Origin of the sequence: Pseudomonas sp. B3G-3 (assembly GCF_028640915.1) — a bacterium.
GTDB classification, from domain to species: Bacteria; Pseudomonadota; Gammaproteobacteria; order Pseudomonadales; family Pseudomonadaceae; genus Aquipseudomonas; species Aquipseudomonas chlororaphis_I.
The window spans coordinates 1-15,890 of sequence record NZ_JAQZAB010000095.1; the positions used below are offsets into that span (position 1 = coordinate 1).

Consider the following 15,890-nt stretch of genomic DNA (forward strand, 5'->3'; position numbering starts at 1 on the left):
TGCACGCTGTCGACCAGGCGACCAGCCGCGGCGTTGGCCTGGTCGAGGCTGGTGACGCGGCCCTGGAGGAAGTCGTTGCCGCCGCCCGACAGGTAGTACAGGGCATTCGGGTCGGCGCGCAAATTGTTGGTCACCAGATAACCCGGGCGGCTACGGCTGCCGGCGGTCGAGGTGGTGGTAATCGAATCGAGAATCTGGTCGGTGCGATAACCGCCGACCGCCCAGTTGTTGCCGTCAGGCAGGCCTTCGCTGGCGCGGGTGGCCGAGGTCGATGCGGCGAGCTGGTCCTCGGAGAACCCCAGTTTGGCGCCGAGCAATTGGGTCGAGTTGGCGGAACGGAGTTCTCCGCTACCATCCAGGTAGACCGGCCCGGTGCGGTTGGTAAAGCGCTGGGTCGCTCCCGCAGGACCGCCTGGATCGGCGAATTGCCCGGCATCGCTGAGGCTGTCGCCGAACACGATAAAGCTGGAATAGGGGGCGGGGGCTGCGATCGCTTGAGCGCAGGCTAAAGACAAAAGACTGCTGGCGAGTGGTACGAACAACGTCTTTTTGATCATGAACAAGTCCGTTTTATTTATTGTTGTAGAGAACGAAACGACAGTACCAAAAACTTTTGCGTTTCAGCTATGGCTATAAGCCATATCGCTTGTTTATCCGGGCGCGGGCCCCGCCATATTGCGCCCTCTGCTCAGCTAAGTTACTGTGCCTGAATGTATGAATGAGACCTTCCCCGTGTTGATCGTCAGCAAACTCTTGATGCGAGTTGTTAAGGCACACGCCCGTTGGCGTTGGCGCGCCTAACTTTTCTCTGCCGGCCCGGCCGGACCTGTACCGTTTCGCCTTCTTTACCCCTGTTCGACTCCGCTTGTGCTGGTTGAGTGATTGCAACCCCCGGCGGGCCTGTCAGCGGGCAATCCACTGAAGGCTGTATTAAAAGTCAGTGAATTCAAGAGGTTGTAATCCCCATGTTGCTGATGATCGATAACTACGACTCCTTTACCTATAACGTTGTGCAATACCTTGGCGAGTTGGGTGCCGAGGTCAAGGTGGTGCGCAACGACGAACTGACCGTGGCTGAAATCGAAGCGCTCAACCCTGAGCGGATCGTCGTGTCGCCCGGTCCTTGCACACCGACCGAAGCCGGTGTGTCCATCGAAGCGATCAAGCATTTCGCCGGCAAGCTGCCGATCCTGGGCGTCTGCCTGGGCCACCAGTCCATTGGCCAGGCCTTTGGCGGCGATGTGGTGCGCGCGCGGCAGGTGATGCATGGTAAGACTAGCCCGGTATTTCACCAGGACAAGGGCGTATTCGCCGGTCTGAACCATCCGCTGACCGTGACCCGTTACCATTCCCTGGTAGTCAAGCACGACACCTTGCCGGACTGCCTCGAGCTGACCGCCTGGACCCAACTGGAAGACGGCTCCGTCGACGAGATCATGGGGCTGCGCCACAAGACACTGAACATCGAGGGTGTGCAGTTTCACCCCGAGTCTATTCTCACCGAGCAGGGCCACGAGCTGTTCGCCAACTTCCTCAAACAGAGCGGCGGCACGCGCTAAGGACTTTCCATGGATATCAAGACTGCCCTGAGCCGTATTGTCGGCCACCTCGATCTGAGCACCGATGAAATGCGCCAGGTCATGCGTGAAATCATGACCGGCCAGTGCACCGACGCACAAATCGGCGCCTTCATGATGGCTATGCGCATGAAGAGCGAAAGCATCGACGAAATCGTCGGCGCTGTTTCGGTCATGCGCGAGCTGGCGGACAAGGTCGAGCTGAAAACCCTCGACGGCGTGGTCGATGTGGTCGGCACCGGCGGTGACGGTGCGAACATCTTCAACGTGTCTACGGCTTCTTCCTTTGTCGTCGCAGCAGCCGGTTGCACGGTGGCCAAGCACGGCAACCGTGCGGTGTCCGGGAAAAGCGGTAGTGCCGACCTGCTCGAATCCGCCGGCATCTATCTGAACCTGACGCCGGTACAGGTTGCCCGCTGCATTGATAACGTCGGCATCGGTTTCATGTTCGCCCAGTCCCATCACGGTGCCATGAAGTACGCCGCTGGCCCGCGCCGCGATCTCGGCCTGCGCACCCTGTTCAACATGCTCGGCCCGCTTACGAATCCGGCCGGTGTGAAACATCAGGTGGTGGGTGTGTTCACTCAGGCGTTGTGCCGGCCATTGGCCGAAGTTTTGCAACGTTTGGGTAGCAAGCACGTGCTGGTAGTGCACTCTCAGGATGGCCTGGATGAATTCAGTATCGCCGCGCCGACCTTTGTCGCTGAACTGAAGGACGATCAGATCACTGAGTATTGGGTGCAGCCCGAAGACCTCGGCATGAAGAGCCAGAGCCTGTTCGGCCTGGTGGTCGAAAGCCCGGCGGCATCGCTTGAGCTGATTCGCGATGCCTTGGGGCGGCGCAAGACCGAGCATGGGCAGAAGGCAGCGGAAATGATTGTGCTCAATGCCGGTGCCGCGCTCTATGCCGCGGACCATGCCAGCAGCCTGAAAGAAGGTGTAGCCCTGGCCCATGACGCTTTGCACACTGGGTTGGCTCGCGAGAAGCTGGAGGAGTTGGGTGCCTTTACCGCGGTATTCAAGCAGGAGAATGAAGGATGAGTGTGCCGACGGTTCTGGAAAAAATCCTCGCCCGCAAGGTCGAGGAAGTGGCTGAGCGTAGCGCACGGGTAAGCCTGGCCGAACTCGAAGGCCTGGCCCGCGCCGCGGATGCGCCGCGCGGCTTTGCCAAGGAGCTGCTCGACCAGGCCAAGCTCAAGCAGCCGGCGGTGATCGCCGAAATCAAGAAAGCCTCGCCGAGCAAAGGCGTGATCCGCGAGCATTTCGTGCCGGCGGAAATCGCCAAGAGCTATGAGAAGGGTGGCGCGACCTGCCTGTCGGTGCTCACCGACGTCGATTATTTCCAGGGCGCCGACGCCTACCTGCAACAGGCGCGCGCCGCCTGTTCGCTGCCGGTGATCCGCAAGGACTTCATGATCGATCCGTACCAGATCGTCGAAGCCCGCGCCTTGGGTGCCGACTGCGTGCTGTTGATTGTGGCGGCGCTGGATGATGCCAGGATGGCCGAACTGGCTGCCGTGGCCAAAGGTGTGGGTCTTGATGTGCTGGTCGAAGTGCATGACGGCGACGAGCTGCAACGCGCCCTGAAAACCCTCGACACGCCGCTGGTGGGCATCAACAACCGCAACCTGCACACCTTCGAGGTCAATCTGGAGACCACTCTCGATCTGTTGCCGCAGATTCCGCGCGATCGTCTGGTGATCACCGAGAGCGGCATCCTCAACCGGGCCGATGTCGAGCTGATGGAAATCAGCGACGTCTACTCCTTCCTGGTGGGCGAGGCCTTTATGCGGGCCGAGAGCCCAGGTCTGGAACTGCAACGCCTGTTCTTCCCGGAACGTGGCGTGCCGGTGAGCGGTTCGACCCTGGACTGAACCTGAGTTGATGAAGAAGCCGGCGCCGCCGGCTTTTTTATACCTATCGCAAAGGACCTTTACTGTCATGACCCAGCCCCTTTCCCTGACCGTCGAAGCCGGTCTGCAGGCCGAACAGGATCTGCTCGCCCAGGTATGCAGCGGTGACCAGGAGTACGGCCTGTTGTTCTGGCAACCGAGTGACAGGGCGCTGGTGATGCCGCGGCGCTTGAGTCGTTTGCCGGGGTTTGAGCAGGCTTGCGAGGCACTGGCCGCCAGTGGCTGGCCGGTGTTGCTACGGGAAACCGGTGGGGAGCCGGTGCCGCAATCGGCTGCGACGATCAATATCGCGCTGGTCTATGCGCCGCCTCGCAGTGAGGGTGACCAAAACCGGATCGAAACCGGCTATCGCCGTTTGTGCCAGCCGATCTGCGACCTGCTTTCCGAGCTGGGAGGCGAACCCTCCCTGGGTGAAGTCGAGGGCGCTTTCTGCGATGGCCGGTTCAACGTCAATCTCAACGGACGCAAGATGGTTGGCACCGCCCAGCGTTGGCGCCAGAGCAAGGGGGGGACGCGCCCGGTGGGATTGGTGCATGGCGCGCTGTTGCTGGATGACGAACGGGAAACCATGGTCGCAGCGGTCAATCGGTTCAACCAGGCCTGTGGCCTGGAGCAGCGTTGCCGTGCCGAGAGCCATATCGCCTTGCATGAGGCGTTCGCCGCGCCGAATGCCATCGAGCGCCTGGATACCCTGTATCGGCAGATGCTGGCGCAGTTCCTGCCGCTCTAGCGGGTGCCGAACACCACCATGGTCTTGCCTTTGACATGGACCAGGTTGCGTTCTTCGAGGTCCTTGAGCACCCGGCCGACCATTTCCCGTGAGCAGCCGACGATTCGCCCGATTTCCTGACGGGTCACCTTGATCTGCATGCCGTCCGGGTGGGTCATGGCATCCGGCTGCTTGCACAGTTCGAGCAGGCAGCGGGCTACGCGCCCGGTGACATCGAAGAACGCCAGGTCGCCGACCTTGCGGGTGGTGTTGCGCAGGCGCTGGGCGATCTGGCCGCTTAGCACATACAGAATGTCCGGGTCCTGTTGAGACAACTCACGGAATTTCGCATAGCTGATCTCCGCGACTTCGCATTCGACCTTGGCGCGTACCCAGGCGCTGCGTTGCTGCTCATGCCCGGCCTGTTCGAACAGGCCCAGCTCGCCGAAAAAATCCCCGGCATTGAGATAGGCGATGATCATTTCCCGACCGTCATCGTCTTCGATCAGGATGGTGACCGAGCCTTTGATGATGAAGAACAGCGTGTCCGACTGGTCACCGGCGCAGATGATGTTGCTCTTGGCCTGATAGCGGCGGCGCTGGCAGTGCATCAACAGCTTGTCGAGGTTCTTGATCTTGGGTGTAGGGGCAAGAGCAACCATGGTTGTATCCCGAAAAGACAGCACGGTGTGATTTGGTTTTTTTATGGGGCGGTCAAGCAGGATCGCCGATAGCTGGCAATGCGCCAGCGATTTGGCGCCAGCTTAACAGACACATCCTTTGGGTAATTAAGAATTTTCCTATCAGAACTGAGTGTGGCACCGGAACAGGCAAAGCGCTGCCGTCCAAGGCCCTGTGCTAAGCTGGCGACCCTTTTTTAGCAGTGGAGTCTTGGCGATGAAGGCACGCATCCAATGGGCTGGCGAAGCCATGTTCCTCGGGGAATCGGGCAGCGGTCATGTGGTGGTAATGGATGGCCCGCCGGAAGCCGGCGGTCGTAACCTGGGCGTGCGCCCGATGGAAATGCTCCTGCTCGGCGTAGGCGGTTGCAGCAACTTCGACGTGGTCAGCATCCTGAAAAAGTCCCGCCAGGCTGTCGAAAGTTGCGAAGCCTTCCTCGACGCCGAGCGTGCGACCGAGGACCCCAAGGTTTTCACCAAGATTCACATGCACTTCGTGGTCAAGGGCCGCGGGTTGAAAGAAGCCCAGGTCAAGCGCGCCATCGAGCTGTCGGCGGAAAAATACTGCTCGGCATCGATCATGCTCGGTGCGGCCGGGGTTGCCATCACTCACGATTACGAAATCGTCGAGCTCGGTTAAGTCGCCATCCGACTATCCTGAATTCGTGGCAAAAGAAAGGGCGCTGAAAAAGCGCCCTTTTTTTGCCTGCGATCTGTATCGATCAGATCCGGTAAGTGCTTTTGGTCATGACCTTGGCCAGCAGGCTCATGCCGAACTTCACCGGCGTGGGGAAGCGGAATCCCCCTGCGTCCAGCGCGCTTTCGGCGTGTTGTTCTTCGTCGATGCGCATCTGCTCGAGAATCGCCCGGGACTTTTCATCCTCGGCTGGCAATTGCTCAAGGTGTTCGTTGAGGTGTTTGCACACCTGATCTTCAGTAGCAGCCACGAAACCCAGGCTGACCTTGTCGCTGATCAGCCCGGCTACCGCGCCGATGCCGAACGACATGCCGTAAAACAGTGGGTTGAGCACACTGGTGTGGCTACCCAGCTGGTGAATGCGTTGCTCGCACCAGACCAGGTGGTCGATTTCTTCTTCCGCGGCGTGCTCCATGGCGGCGCGCACGTGCGGCAGCTTGGCGGTCAGGGCCTGGCCCTGGTACAGCGCCTGGGCGCAGACTTCGCCGGTATGGTTGATGCGCATCAGGCCGGCGACATGCTTGGTGTCCTCTTCGCTCATCTGCACGTCCGGCTGCACGATGGCAGGGGAAGGGCGATAAGGCTGGCCACTGAAGGGCAGCAAGGTACGCATTGCCGCATCTGCCTGCAGCAGTAGACGGTCAATCGGCGAGTAGTGACGTTGGGTAGTCATGCTTACCTCCGGGAAGAATCACGGCGGCCAGTTTACCCCAATCGATGGGCAGAGGCCTGCGCTGGATCAGCACACTCTCGGCAAACCGGGCGAGAAGTGTGCTGTCGCGCACTTTGGGCGGGGATCAGCCCGGCGGCCAGTGCATCTGGCGCTGACCCAGAACGTGCATGTGAATGTGATACACGGTCTGGCCGCCGAGTTCATTGCAGTTCATGACGACGCGGAAGCCTTCCTCGCAACCCAGTTCCCTGGCCAGGCGCTGGGCGGTGAACAGGATATGTCCGGCCAGCAGCTTGTCGTCTTCGGTCAGGTCATTGAGGGTGCGCACCGGCTTTTTCGGAACTACCAGGAAATGCACGGGGGCCTGTGGGGCGATATCGTGGAAGGCCAGAACCTGGTCGTCCTCGTAGATGATCTTCGCCGGTATTTCCCGGTTGATGATCTTGGTGAACAGAGTATCCACAGCTGTTTCTCCGTTGTGTTGGTCCGGGCTGAGTGTACTCAGGCAAGCCGAGTGCGCCCAGCCTTAGATGATTGCCCGGTCAGCGCGGGCAATAGGCTTTGTTGACGGCGCCGGAAATCTTGCGGGTCAGCCAGCGCGAACCCAGGCGCGGGCTGAACGCGAACCAGCGGTTGCGGCGGCCGGGGATGATAATGGCGCGGTTCTTTTCCAGGGCGCGCACGGTGTACAGCGCGACTTCTTCCGGGCTCATCAGCAGCTTGCTGTCGTTGAGCTTGCTGGTGTTCAACTGGGCGGTATCAAAGAAACCGGTGCGGGTCGGGCCGGGGCAGAGTACCGAAACCTTCACCGCATTGTTTTTCAACTCTTCGCGCAGGCCTTCGGAGAAGTGCAGCACATAGGCCTTGCTGGCGTAGTAGGTGCTCATCCAGGGGCCGGGATAGAAGCCGGCGATCGAGGCGACGTTGAGAATCTGTCCGCCGCCCTGCAAGGCCATGCTGTTGCCCAGGGCATGGCAAAGCCGGGTGAGGGCGAGAATGTTCACTTCGATCAGGTCCTGTTCGGTCATCCAGTCCTGGGCGAGGAACGGCCCGCAGGTGCCGATGCCGGCGCAGTTCACCAGCAGGTCGATCTGCCGGTCGCCTTCCTCCAGCTCCAGCAGAAAGCCCGAAAGCCGCAAAGGCTCGGACAGGTCGCAGGCGCGGAACAGCACCTCGACGCCAAAACGCTGGGTCAACTCGATGGCGATGCTTTCCAGCTGATCACGCTGACGGGCCACCAGGATCAGGCTGCGGCCACGCCGGGCCAGCGCTTCGGCCAGGGCCAGGCCTATGCCGCTGGAGGCGCCGGTGATCAGAGCGTAACGGGTCATGCGGTTCTCCATTGCAACGGTCGGTCGCCTGTGGGGAAAGTCCCTGGCACCGGCGCGTTATTTCAATCCGATAGTCTACAGGTGGCCAGGGCGCGCTTGCTGCTTTCGCTGCTGCCATCCTGGGCGCCTTAGACCGAGCTGAGCCCGCCAATGAAGGACAGCAGCAAAACGATTATCCACAGCGCGGCAAGCCCCTTGACCGCTCCACTGTTTGGCGGAGGCGGCGCGCCGTAACGATTGGCGCCGGTGTTGCCCGGCAGGACCGCCAGCAGCAGCGGAAACACCGCGTACACAAATGGCAGCAAGTTCAACAGCCAGAGCCAGCCCGACCAGCCCAGGTCATGCAGGCGCTGAACGGAAATGGTGATGTTCAGATAGGCGAAGGCCAGTGCTACGACGCCGAGGAAGATCATTCCCGTTACCTGCAGGCCGTTGCCGACCAGAGCCGCGGTCAGGAAGCCGCCGACGAGGGTAGTCAGCAGGATCAGCACGAGGGTCCGGGCGAGATAGCGCAGGCGCCCGATGCGGCCATCGACGGTATAGAACTTCAGCTCGCCAAACTCGGGAAGGGGATCACCCACTGTGGCTTGAGGCGGGGTATAGGGCGAAGTGTCCGCGCCGGCCATGGGTTCTGGCGCTGGTGTCGGTGTCGGGCGTTGCCAGTCACTTGTCGCGGTGGGGCCTGCTTGAGGCAAGTCCACCGAAAGCGAAGGGGCTGGCGCCGGGGGAGCAGGTTGAGGTGTCGGTTGGCTGGCGCCTGGGGCAAGATCCGGTTCTACGCGTGGGGCGATACCGGCCTGGTTCAGCGCGGCGAGATAAATATCCGCATCCTGCTGGGAGAGGTCGCGCTTGAGGGTAATGTTTTGCCCCTTGAACAGAGGCTCGATCGCGGCGATATCGCTTTTGAACAGCTTGGCGATTTTCTGCTTGGCATGTTCGATGTCGACACCCGGAAGCAGAGCCCCGTCAAATACGATCTTGAAACGGTTTTCGCTCATGCAGGGCTTCCTTGTCGGCTTTATAGAGAGGGCTTTCGCAGGGCGATAGTTTAAGGCCAGCCGTCCGTTGCTGGCCAAAAAACATCAGCGATTCAGCGTGGCCAGCGTTGCGGCAGCCGAGCGGCCAGTTCCTGTGCGGCACGGTATTCGGCGTCCAGGCGGGCGACCAGTTGATCGACACTCGGCAAGTCATCGATTTCGCCGACGCCTTGTCCGGCGGACCACACGGTTTTCCAGGCTTTGGCTTCGTCGCTGAGCGGCTTGAGTTTCGAGCCGAAGTTGACTTCGCCTTTACCCTGCAGGGCGGCAAGGTCGAAGCCGGCGTTTTCCAGGCTTTGGCGCATGAAGCTTGCCGGAACCCCGGAGACCGCCGCGGTGTGCACGATGTCGGCGGCCTTGGCGCTCAGTAGCATCTCTTTATAGGCTTCCGGCGCGTGGCTTTCCGTGGTGCCGATAAAGCGCGTGCCGAAGTAGGCGAGGTCGGCACCAAGCAACTGTGCGGCGAGTATCTCGTGGCCATGGTTCAGGCAGCCAGCCAGCAGCAGCGTCTTGTCGAAGAACTGGCGAATTTCGGCGATCAGGGAGAACGGGCTCCAGGTCCCGGCGTGACCACCGGCGCCGGCGGCTACTGCGATCAGGCCGTCGACCCCGGCCTCGGCAGCTTTTTCCGCGTGGCGTCGGGTGGTGACGTCATGGAAGACCAGGCCTCCATAAGCATGCACCGCATCGACCAACTCCTTCACCGCCCCGAGGCTGGTGATGACGATAGGCACCTTGTGTTCGATGCAGATCGCCAGGTCGGCGTTCAAACGTGGGTTGCTGTGATGCACGATCAGGTTGACGGCATAGGGTGCGGGGTTTTCCAGGGTCGCAAGGCCTGCTTCGATTTCTTCCAGCCAGGCCTTGAAGCCACTGCTTTCACGCTGGTTGAGGGCAGGGAAACTGCCCACTACACCGTTGCGGCAGCACGCCAGAACCAGTTGTGGGTTGGAAATCAGGAACATCGGCGCCGCCACGACAGGCAAGCGCAAGCGTTGTTCGAGCAGAGCGGGCAGCGACATTGGAAGTACCCCGAATAATGAACGGCTAGTAGGAATTAGAACGGCCGGACGACGACCAGAATTACGATAGCCAGCAATACCAGAACTGGCACTTCATTGAACCAGCGGTAAAAGACATGGCTGCGGGTGTTTTCGCCACGGGCAAAACGTTTCACCTGGGCGCCGCACATGTGGTGGTAGCCAATCAGGATGACTACCAGGGTCAGCTTGGCATGCATCCAGCCACCCTGGCCGAAGTAGGCGCTGGGGTTCAGGCTCAGCAGCCAGATACCGAAAACCAGCGTGGCGATCATCGCCGGCCCCATGATCCCGCGGTACAGCTTGCGCTCCATGATACTGAAGCGTTCCTTGCTGATCGTGTCTTCGCTTTGAGCGTGATAAACGAACAGGCGTGGCAGGTAGAACAGACCGGCAAACCAGCAGACCAGACTGACGATGTGAAAGGCTTTGAGCCACAGATAGAGCATTTAGGTTATTCCCAGGTTCACGGTAGCGCAGATAGTAGAGGCAGGAGCGTCCGCACGTCACCTTGACGGTTGTCGCAGGGTCTTTCGGCCCCTATCATCGACGGCTTTCCAGTGGGTTCGTTGAGGGCAGGTTTATGGTCAAGGTCGGTATCGTCGGCGGCACGGGTTACACCGGTGTCGAACTGCTGCGTCTGTTGGCACAGCATCCGCAGGCTGAAGTGGTAGTCATCACTTCCCGATCCGAGGCAGGCCTTGCCGTTGCCGATATGTACCCGAACCTGCGAGGCCACTATGACTGCCTGGCATTCAGCGTTCCGGACATCAAGACCCTCGGTGCCTGCGATGTGGTGTTCTTCGCGACGCCGCACGGCGTTGCCCACGCCCTGGCGGGTGAGCTGCTGGCTGCGGGTACCAAGGTCATCGACCTGTCGGCGGATTTCCGTCTGCAGGACGCCGATGAGTGGGCCAAGTGGTACGGCCAGCCCCACGGCGCCCCTGAATTGCTCGACGAAGCCGTCTATGGCCTGCCTGAAGTCAATCGCGAGCAGATCAAGCAGGCGCGTCTGATCGCTGTTCCGGGTTGCTATCCGACCGCTACCCAACTCGGCTTTCTGCCATTGCTGGAAGCTGGGCTGGCCGATACTTCGCGGCTGATCGCCGACTGCAAGTCGGGTGTCAGTGGCGCCGGCCGGGGGGCCAGCGTTGGCTCCCTGTACTCCGAGACCTCGGAAAGCATGAAGGCCTATGCGGTCAAGGGGCATCGTCACCTGCCGGAGATTCGCCAGGGGCTGCGCCGTGCGGCGGGCAAGGATGTCGGCCTGACGTTCGTGCCGCACCTGACGCCGATGATCCGCGGCATTCACTCGACGCTCTATTCCACTGTCGTGGACAAGTCTGTGGACCTGCAGGCGCTGTTCGAGAAACGTTATGCCAACGAGCCGTTCGTGGATGTGATGCCGGCGGGCAGCCATCCGGAAACCCGCAGCGTGCGAGGCGCCAACGTCTGCCGGATTGCCGTGCACCGTCCGCAGGATGGCGATCTGGTGGTCGTGTTGTCGGTGATCGACAACCTGGTCAAAGGTGCTTCGGGCCAGGCCGTACAGAACCTGAACATCCTGTTCGGTCTGGACGAGCGCCTGGGCCTGTCCCACGCCGGCATGCTGCCTTAAGGCGTCTGCCTGCTTCAGCAAAAGGCCCGTTACGGGCCTTTTTGCATTCTGTGGTGAGCCTCGGGCTTATTGATATACCGTAACAATAGTTGACCGCTTTTCTGGGAGAAGCGGATAATGCGCGTCATCACGCATTATGGCGGCGTAACGCCGGGAGATAGTCAGCATGAGCGTCGAATCCTTCACCCCCACGGCTTTGCAATTCACCCACGGTGCCGCGCACAAGGTGAAGAGCCTGGTCGATGAAGAGGGTAATGATCGCTTGAAGCTGCGCGTATTCGTTACGGGCGGCGGTTGTTCAGGGTTTCAGTACGGCTTCACTTTCGATGAAGAAGTCGCGGATGACGACACCATCGTCGAGCGCGAAGGCGTCAGCCTGGTGGTCGATCCGATGAGCTTCCAGTACCTGGCGGGTGCCGAGGTGGATTATCAGGAAGGTCTGGAAGGTTCGCGCTTCGTGATCAAGAACCCGAATGCCACGACCACCTGCGGTTGCGGTTCTTCGTTCTCGATCTGATCGCTGGTCAAGGTTTTATCAGGCGCCGCAGGGCTTTCGGGCTCTGCGGCGTTTTGCTGTCTGGCGATCAGGCGGGGTAGATCGCGCCCAATACACGCAGGCCGCGGGCACCGGTGACGCTTGGGCGGTTGGCGGCGATGCCTTCGAGGCAGCAGTGGGCCAGCCAGGCGAACGCCATGGCTTCAACCCAGTCCGGATCGACGCCGTGGGTGGCGGTACTGCTGACCTTGGTGTTGGGCAGTAGGCTGGATAGGCGACTCATCAAGGCTGCGTTGTGAGCGCCGCCGCCGCAGACCAGCAGTTCCTGGGTATCGTTCTGTGCGACTTGCAGCGACTCGACGATGGTCAGTGCTGTCAGCTCCAGGAGCGTTGCCTGTACGTTTTCGGGGGCAAAGGCCGGCAAACGAGCCAGATGCCCCTGTAGCCATTCCAGGTTGAACACCTCGCGGCCAGTACTCTTCGGGCCTTGAGTGGCAAAGAACGGGTCGCTGAGCAGCGCGTTCAGCAGCATCGGCTCAACATGACCACTGGCGGCCCACTGGCCGTCGCGATCGTAGTTCTCGCCACGTTGGGTATTGATCCAGGCATCCAGCAGAACGTTACCTGGACCGCAATCGAAGCCGGCAACCGGCTTGTCGCTCTCGATCAGGCTCAGGTTGCTGAAGCCGCCGACGTTCAAGACTGCACGCTTGCCGGCACTTCGATCAAAGAGCGCCTCATGAAAGGCCGGCACCAGTGGGGCGCCCTGGCCGCCAGCGGCGACGTCGCGGCTGCGGAAGTCGCTGACCACAGTGATTCCAGTGAGCTCTGTCAGCAGGGCCGGGTTGCCGATCTGGACCGTGAAACCGCGGGCTGGCTCATGACGGATGGTCTGGCCATGACTACCAATAGCGCGAATATCTGCGGGTTTCAGCTGTTGTTGAGCAAGGAGGCTATGAATGCCCTGGGCGGCCAGCTTCACCCAGTTCTGTTGGGCGATGGCAGAGCGGGCGATTTCATCGGGGCCGCTGGCGCACAAGCCAAGCAGCTCGGCGCGCAGGGATTCGGGCATGGGGATGTAATGCGTGGCGATCAGCCTGATCGCCGGGGGTTGCTCGATGAGTGCGATATCCAGGCCATCAAGGCTGGTCCCGGACATCACACCTATATAGAGCGCCATGCTTAACGCTTGTTCGAAGCGAGCAGGGTGGCTTTTTCCTGATCCATCCGCGCCATCAGCGGCTGGCTTTGTTGCAGGAAACGCGCGCGTTCCGCTTTGGCAATCGGGTCAGCCATCGGCAGCTTCTGGCCCAGTGGGTCGACGTGAACGCCATTGACCTGGAACTCGTAATGCAAGTGCGGGCCCGTGGAAAGCCCGGTGGTGCCAATGTAGCCGATCACCTGGCCCTGCTTGACGGTTCCGCCGGTCTTGACGCCTTTGGCGAAGCCTTGCATATGGCCGTACAGCGTACGGTAGGCGTTACCGTGCTGGATGATCACGGTGTTGCCGTATCCGCCACGACGCCCGGCCAGAAGCACCTTGCCATCGCCGGCAGCCTTGATTGGCGTGCCGCGAGGGGCTGCGTAGTCGACGCCTTTGTGAGCGCGGATCTTGTTCAGGATCGGGTGTTTGCGGCCCATGGAGAAGCGCGAGCTGATACGTGCGAAGTCCACTGGCGTACGGATAAAGGCCTTGCGCATGCTATTGCCGTCAGCGGTGTAATAACTGCTCATGCCTTGTTTGTTGGTGTAACGCACCGCGGTGTAGGTCTTGCCACGGTTGGTGAAACGCGCAGAGAGAATGTTGCGGGAGCCCACGGCTTTGCCATTGACGACGGTCTGCTCGTAGATCACGTCGAACTCGTCGCCCGGGCGAATATCCTGGGCAAAGTCGATGTCGTAGCCAAAGACGTTGGCCATGTCCATCGTCAGGCTGTGAGAGAGGCCGGCACGGGCTGCGGATTGCGACAGCGAGCTGTTGATCACGCCATGAACATAGGCCGTGCGCACCATGGGCTTGGCGGTGATACGGCTGAAGGCGAAGCCTTTTGGCCCTTTGGTCAGGGTGATGCTTTCCAGGTCATTGACCTTGCTGTGCAAGTTGTTCAACTGGCCGTCCGGGCCCAGTTCAAACTCAAGTTTCTGGCCGCGCTTCAACTGGGTGAACTGCTTGGCCTGCTTGTCGCTGGCCAACACTTCGTGCACCGAGGTGGCTGGCAGGCCGACCTTCTCGAATAGCGTGGAAAGGGTGTCGCCCTTGGCAACAATGACTTCCCTGTGATTAGGCGTCTTCTTTTCTTCTGCTAGGGCTGGAGCAGGCTGTTCTTGAACGGTTTCAGCGCTCTTTGCGGTGTCTTCGGGGCTGTTTTCGATTTGCGCGAACGGGGACGGTACGGCTTCATTTGTGGCTTGTACGGCGTCTGCAGCGTCTTGATCTTGTGTCAGTTGCTCGGCTGGGCTTTCCAGATCAAGACTCAAAGTTGTTCTTTTGGCTTCTACATCACTGGAAGGGAATACCAGGAGCGCCAGGCTGAGGAGGGCGGCGATGCCACTTGCGGCGAGCAGGTGGGTCTTCGGATAAAGCGGCGGGGCTTTAGGCGGTTCTGTGGTCATAGGTAATTTTGACTTTGAAAAAGATGAATTGGAAAAGATGAATGACATGATGAAGATGAAATAACTGTATAAAATATAACCAAATCATCTGTTAAGCAAGCCTGCGGACGTCCTGTTTGCGGAAAGCCATCCATACGCCGGGCAAAACTTGTAATTGGGCGCTGATCTTGTATGGTTGGTTCCCTTTGAATCTGAGCCTTGCGGGTCTGTTATGAAGTCGGTTGAAGAGCAGCTAGCGCTGATCAAACGTGGTGCGGAAGAGTTGTTGGTCGAGTCCGAGCTGATCGAAAAGCTCAAGCGCGGCCAGCCGCTGCGTATTAAGGCTGGCTTCGACCCGACGGCGCCGGATTTGCACCTGGGTCACACCGTGCTTATTAATAAGCTGCGCCAGTTCCAGGATCTGGGGCACCAGGTGATCTTCCTGATCGGCGACTTCACCGGGATGATCGGTGATCCGAGTGGCAAGAGCGCAACCCGTCCGCCACTGACTCGCGAGCAGGTCCTCGAAAATGCCGAGACCTACAAGAGTCAGGTGTTCAAGATTCTCGATCCGGCGAAAACCGAGGTGGCCTTCAACTCCACCTGGATGGACAAGATGGGGCCTGCGGACTTCATTCGCCTGACTTCCCAGTACACCGTTGCCCGCATGCTCGAGCGTGACGATTTCGACAAGCGCTATTCCACCAATCAGCCCATTGCCATTCACGAGTTCCTCTATCCGCTGGTTCAGGGGTATGACTCGGTGGCGCTGCGTGCCGATGTGGAATTGGGCGGTACCGATCAGAAGTTCAACCTGTTGATGGGTCGTGAGCTGCAGCGCGGTTATGGTCAGGAAGCTCAGTGCATTCTGACGATGCCATTGCTCGAGGGGTTGGATGGCGTCAAGAAGATGTCCAAGTCACTGGGTAACTATGTAGGTATCCAGGAAGCACCAGGTGTCATGTACAGCAAGCTGGTTTCCATTCCGGATGTCTTGATGTGGCGTTACTTCGAGCTGCTGAGCTTCCGCTCCATGGAGGAGATCCTTTCCTTTAAGGCGGATGTCGAGGCAGGTGCGAATCCGCGGGATATCAAGATCAAGCTGGCTGAAGAGATCGTTGCGCGCTTCCATGGCGAAGAGGCTGCGGCGAATGCTCATCGTGCGGCGGGTAACCGTATGAAGGATGGTGAACTGCCGGATGATCTGCCTGAGATCGAGCTGGCTGCTGCTGAAGACATGCCGATCGCGGCTGTCCTTAATAAGGCCGGCTTGGTAAAGAACTCGGCGATGGCGCGTGACCTGCTCGGCTCGGGTGGTGTGCGTGTAGATGGTGAGGTGGTTGAGCGTTCCTTTATATGGACGATCGGCTCGACTCATGTTTGCCAGGCCGGAAAGAAGGCTTTTGCACGTATTACGCTTAAATCCGAATAAAACTGAAAATAGGTGTTGACGGCGAATCATATCTCTCTATAATTCGCCCCACTTCCGGCGCAGTCGAAACGGAAAACTCCTTGAGATTCAACGAG

18 protein-coding genes are annotated in these 15,890 nt (G+C 59.9%); 8 read left to right on the plus strand and 10 right to left on the minus strand.

From position 1 onward, the window contains the following. The coding region (locus PVZ80_RS11230) for an SGNH/GDSL hydrolase family protein (RefSeq protein WP_273863904.1) at nt 1-557 on the minus strand (557 nt) is incomplete at its 3' end. 408 nt (nt 558-965) lie between these two features. On the opposite strand from PVZ80_RS11230, the gene PVZ80_RS11235 reads away from it, so the two are divergent. The 4 genes from PVZ80_RS11235 (at nt 966) to PVZ80_RS11250 (ending at nt 4,220) form a co-directional block, all read left to right on the plus strand. Continuing rightward, a complete protein-coding gene (locus PVZ80_RS11235; protein WP_007930170.1) occupies nt 966-1,559 on the plus strand; it encodes an aminodeoxychorismate/anthranilate synthase component II in 594 nt (197 codons plus the stop codon). Nucleotides 1,560-1,568: 9 nt separating this feature from the next. Next, entirely contained in the window at nt 1,569-2,618 is a 1,050-nt protein-coding gene (gene trpD, locus PVZ80_RS11240; protein WP_009051142.1) for an anthranilate phosphoribosyltransferase, read from the plus strand. Beyond that, nucleotides 2,615-3,451, plus strand: a complete 837-nt coding sequence (gene trpC / locus PVZ80_RS11245) for an indole-3-glycerol phosphate synthase TrpC (RefSeq protein ID WP_124340817.1) — start codon at nt 2,615-2,617, stop codon at nt 3,449-3,451. The genes trpD and trpC overlap by 4 nt, the downstream gene beginning before the upstream one ends. 67 nt (nt 3,452-3,518) lie before the next feature. Next, entirely contained in the window at nt 3,519-4,220 is a 702-nt protein-coding gene (locus PVZ80_RS11250) for a lipoate--protein ligase family protein (RefSeq protein WP_028683513.1), read from the plus strand. Here PVZ80_RS11250 and crp read toward each other — a convergent pair. Continuing rightward, nucleotides 4,217-4,861, minus strand: coding sequence for a cAMP-activated global transcriptional regulator CRP (gene crp, locus PVZ80_RS11255; protein ID WP_009051139.1), 645 nt, complete (start codon nt 4,859-4,861; stop codon nt 4,217-4,219). The genes PVZ80_RS11250 and crp overlap by 4 nt on opposite strands. A 235-nt stretch (nt 4,862-5,096) precedes the next feature. Here crp and PVZ80_RS11260 point away from each other — a divergent pair, with 235 nt between their 5' ends. Then, nucleotides 5,097-5,519 carry an OsmC family protein gene (locus PVZ80_RS11260; protein ID WP_009045862.1) on the plus strand — a complete coding sequence of 141 codons (423 nt, stop codon included), beginning with the start codon at nt 5,097-5,099 and terminating at the stop codon, nt 5,517-5,519. An 82-nt stretch (nt 5,520-5,601) separates the two neighbouring features. Here the strand turns inward: PVZ80_RS11260 and coq7 are convergent, their stop codons facing one another. The 6 genes from coq7 to hemJ form a co-directional block, all read right to left on the minus strand. Then, nucleotides 5,602-6,249, minus strand: coding sequence for a 2-polyprenyl-3-methyl-6-methoxy-1,4-benzoquinone monooxygenase (gene coq7, locus PVZ80_RS11265; protein ID WP_016702772.1), 648 nt, complete (start codon nt 6,247-6,249; stop codon nt 5,602-5,604). 124 nt (nt 6,250-6,373) lie between these two features. Beyond that, nucleotides 6,374-6,712, minus strand: a complete 339-nt coding sequence (locus tag PVZ80_RS11270; protein ID WP_007930180.1) for a histidine triad nucleotide-binding protein — start codon at nt 6,710-6,712, stop codon at nt 6,374-6,376. A gap of 79 nt (nt 6,713-6,791) precedes the next feature. Further along, the gene (locus PVZ80_RS11275; RefSeq protein ID WP_009051137.1) at nt 6,792-7,580 is read right to left on the minus strand and encodes an SDR family NAD(P)-dependent oxidoreductase; all 789 of its coding nucleotides are present in this window, start codon (nt 7,578-7,580) and stop codon (nt 6,792-6,794) included. Between the two features lie 128 nt (nt 7,581-7,708). After that, the gene (locus PVZ80_RS11280) at nt 7,709-8,578 is read right to left on the minus strand and encodes a DUF805 domain-containing protein (protein WP_273863905.1); all 870 of its coding nucleotides are present in this window, start codon (nt 8,576-8,578) and stop codon (nt 7,709-7,711) included. A gap of 92 nt (nt 8,579-8,670) precedes the next feature. Continuing rightward, nucleotides 8,671-9,639: an NAD(P)H-dependent flavin oxidoreductase gene (locus tag PVZ80_RS11285; protein WP_009051135.1), complete on the minus strand. Its 969-nt coding sequence runs from the start codon at nt 9,637-9,639 to the stop codon at nt 8,671-8,673. A gap of 35 nt (nt 9,640-9,674) precedes the next feature. Further along, nucleotides 9,675-10,106: a protoporphyrinogen oxidase HemJ gene (gene hemJ / locus PVZ80_RS11290; RefSeq protein ID WP_097135126.1), complete on the minus strand. Its 432-nt coding sequence runs from the start codon at nt 10,104-10,106 to the stop codon at nt 9,675-9,677. Between the two features lie 134 nt (nt 10,107-10,240). Here hemJ and argC point away from each other — a divergent pair, with 134 nt between their 5' ends. Together argC and erpA are read left to right on the plus strand one after the other, a co-directional pair. Next, entirely contained in the window at nt 10,241-11,275 is a 1,035-nt protein-coding gene (argC, locus tag PVZ80_RS11295) for an N-acetyl-gamma-glutamyl-phosphate reductase (RefSeq protein WP_273863906.1), read from the plus strand. A 166-nt stretch (nt 11,276-11,441) separates the two neighbouring features. Then, nucleotides 11,442-11,792 (plus strand): iron-sulfur cluster insertion protein ErpA, encoded by a 351-nt coding sequence (gene erpA / locus PVZ80_RS11300; RefSeq protein ID WP_007906865.1) that lies wholly within the window; start codon nt 11,442-11,444, stop codon nt 11,790-11,792. A 67-nt stretch (nt 11,793-11,859) separates the two neighbouring features. Here the strand turns inward: erpA and PVZ80_RS11305 are convergent, their stop codons facing one another. Further along, nucleotides 11,860-12,951: an anhydro-N-acetylmuramic acid kinase gene (locus PVZ80_RS11305; protein WP_273863907.1), complete on the minus strand. Its 1,092-nt coding sequence runs from the start codon at nt 12,949-12,951 to the stop codon at nt 11,860-11,862. A 2-nt stretch (nt 12,952-12,953) separates the two neighbouring features. Then, complete coding sequence (locus tag PVZ80_RS11310; RefSeq protein ID WP_041984655.1) at nt 12,954-14,384, minus strand: peptidoglycan DD-metalloendopeptidase family protein; 1,431 nt, start codon at nt 14,382-14,384, stop codon at nt 12,954-12,956. Nucleotides 14,385-14,595: 211 nt separating this feature from the next. Between PVZ80_RS11310 and tyrS the strand changes: the two genes are divergently transcribed. Beyond that, a complete protein-coding gene (tyrS, locus tag PVZ80_RS11315; protein WP_053270063.1) occupies nt 14,596-15,795 on the plus strand; it encodes a tyrosine--tRNA ligase in 1,200 nt (399 codons plus the stop codon). Nucleotides 15,796-15,890: the final 95 nt, after the last annotated feature.

Coding starts and splice junctions, on each gene's coding strand:
- PVZ80_RS11250 (WP_028683513.1), top strand. CDS start 3,519: ATGACCCAGCCCCTTTCCCTGACCGTCGAAGCCGGTCTGCAGGCCGAA.
- PVZ80_RS11275 (WP_009051137.1), bottom strand. CDS start 7,580: ATGACCCGTTACGCTCTGATCACCGGCGCCTCCAGCGGCATAGGCCTG.
- PVZ80_RS11260 (WP_009045862.1), top strand. CDS start 5,097: ATGAAGGCACGCATCCAATGGGCTGGCGAAGCCATGTTCCTCGGGGAA.
- PVZ80_RS11305 (WP_273863907.1), bottom strand. CDS start 12,951: ATGGCGCTCTATATAGGTGTGATGTCCGGGACCAGCCTTGATGGCCTG.
- PVZ80_RS11280 (WP_273863905.1), bottom strand. CDS start 8,578: ATGAGCGAAAACCGTTTCAAGATCGTATTTGACGGGGCTCTGCTTCCG.
- erpA (WP_007906865.1), top strand. CDS start 11,442: ATGAGCGTCGAATCCTTCACCCCCACGGCTTTGCAATTCACCCACGGT.
- hemJ (WP_097135126.1), bottom strand. CDS start 10,106: ATGCTCTATCTGTGGCTCAAAGCCTTTCACATCGTCAGTCTGGTCTGC.
- coq7 (WP_016702772.1), bottom strand. CDS start 6,249: ATGACTACCCAACGTCACTACTCGCCGATTGACCGTCTACTGCTGCAG.
- trpC (WP_124340817.1), top strand. CDS start 2,615: ATGAGTGTGCCGACGGTTCTGGAAAAAATCCTCGCCCGCAAGGTCGAG.
- tyrS (WP_053270063.1), top strand. CDS start 14,596: ATGAAGTCGGTTGAAGAGCAGCTAGCGCTGATCAAACGTGGTGCGGAA.
- PVZ80_RS11285 (WP_009051135.1), bottom strand. CDS start 9,639: ATGTCGCTGCCCGCTCTGCTCGAACAACGCTTGCGCTTGCCTGTCGTG.
- PVZ80_RS11235 (WP_007930170.1), top strand. CDS start 966: ATGTTGCTGATGATCGATAACTACGACTCCTTTACCTATAACGTTGTG.
- trpD (WP_009051142.1), top strand. CDS start 1,569: ATGGATATCAAGACTGCCCTGAGCCGTATTGTCGGCCACCTCGATCTG.
- argC (WP_273863906.1), top strand. CDS start 10,241: ATGGTCAAGGTCGGTATCGTCGGCGGCACGGGTTACACCGGTGTCGAA.
- crp (WP_009051139.1), bottom strand. CDS start 4,861: ATGGTTGCTCTTGCCCCTACACCCAAGATCAAGAACCTCGACAAGCTG.
- PVZ80_RS11310 (WP_041984655.1), bottom strand. CDS start 14,384: ATGACCACAGAACCGCCTAAAGCCCCGCCGCTTTATCCGAAGACCCAC.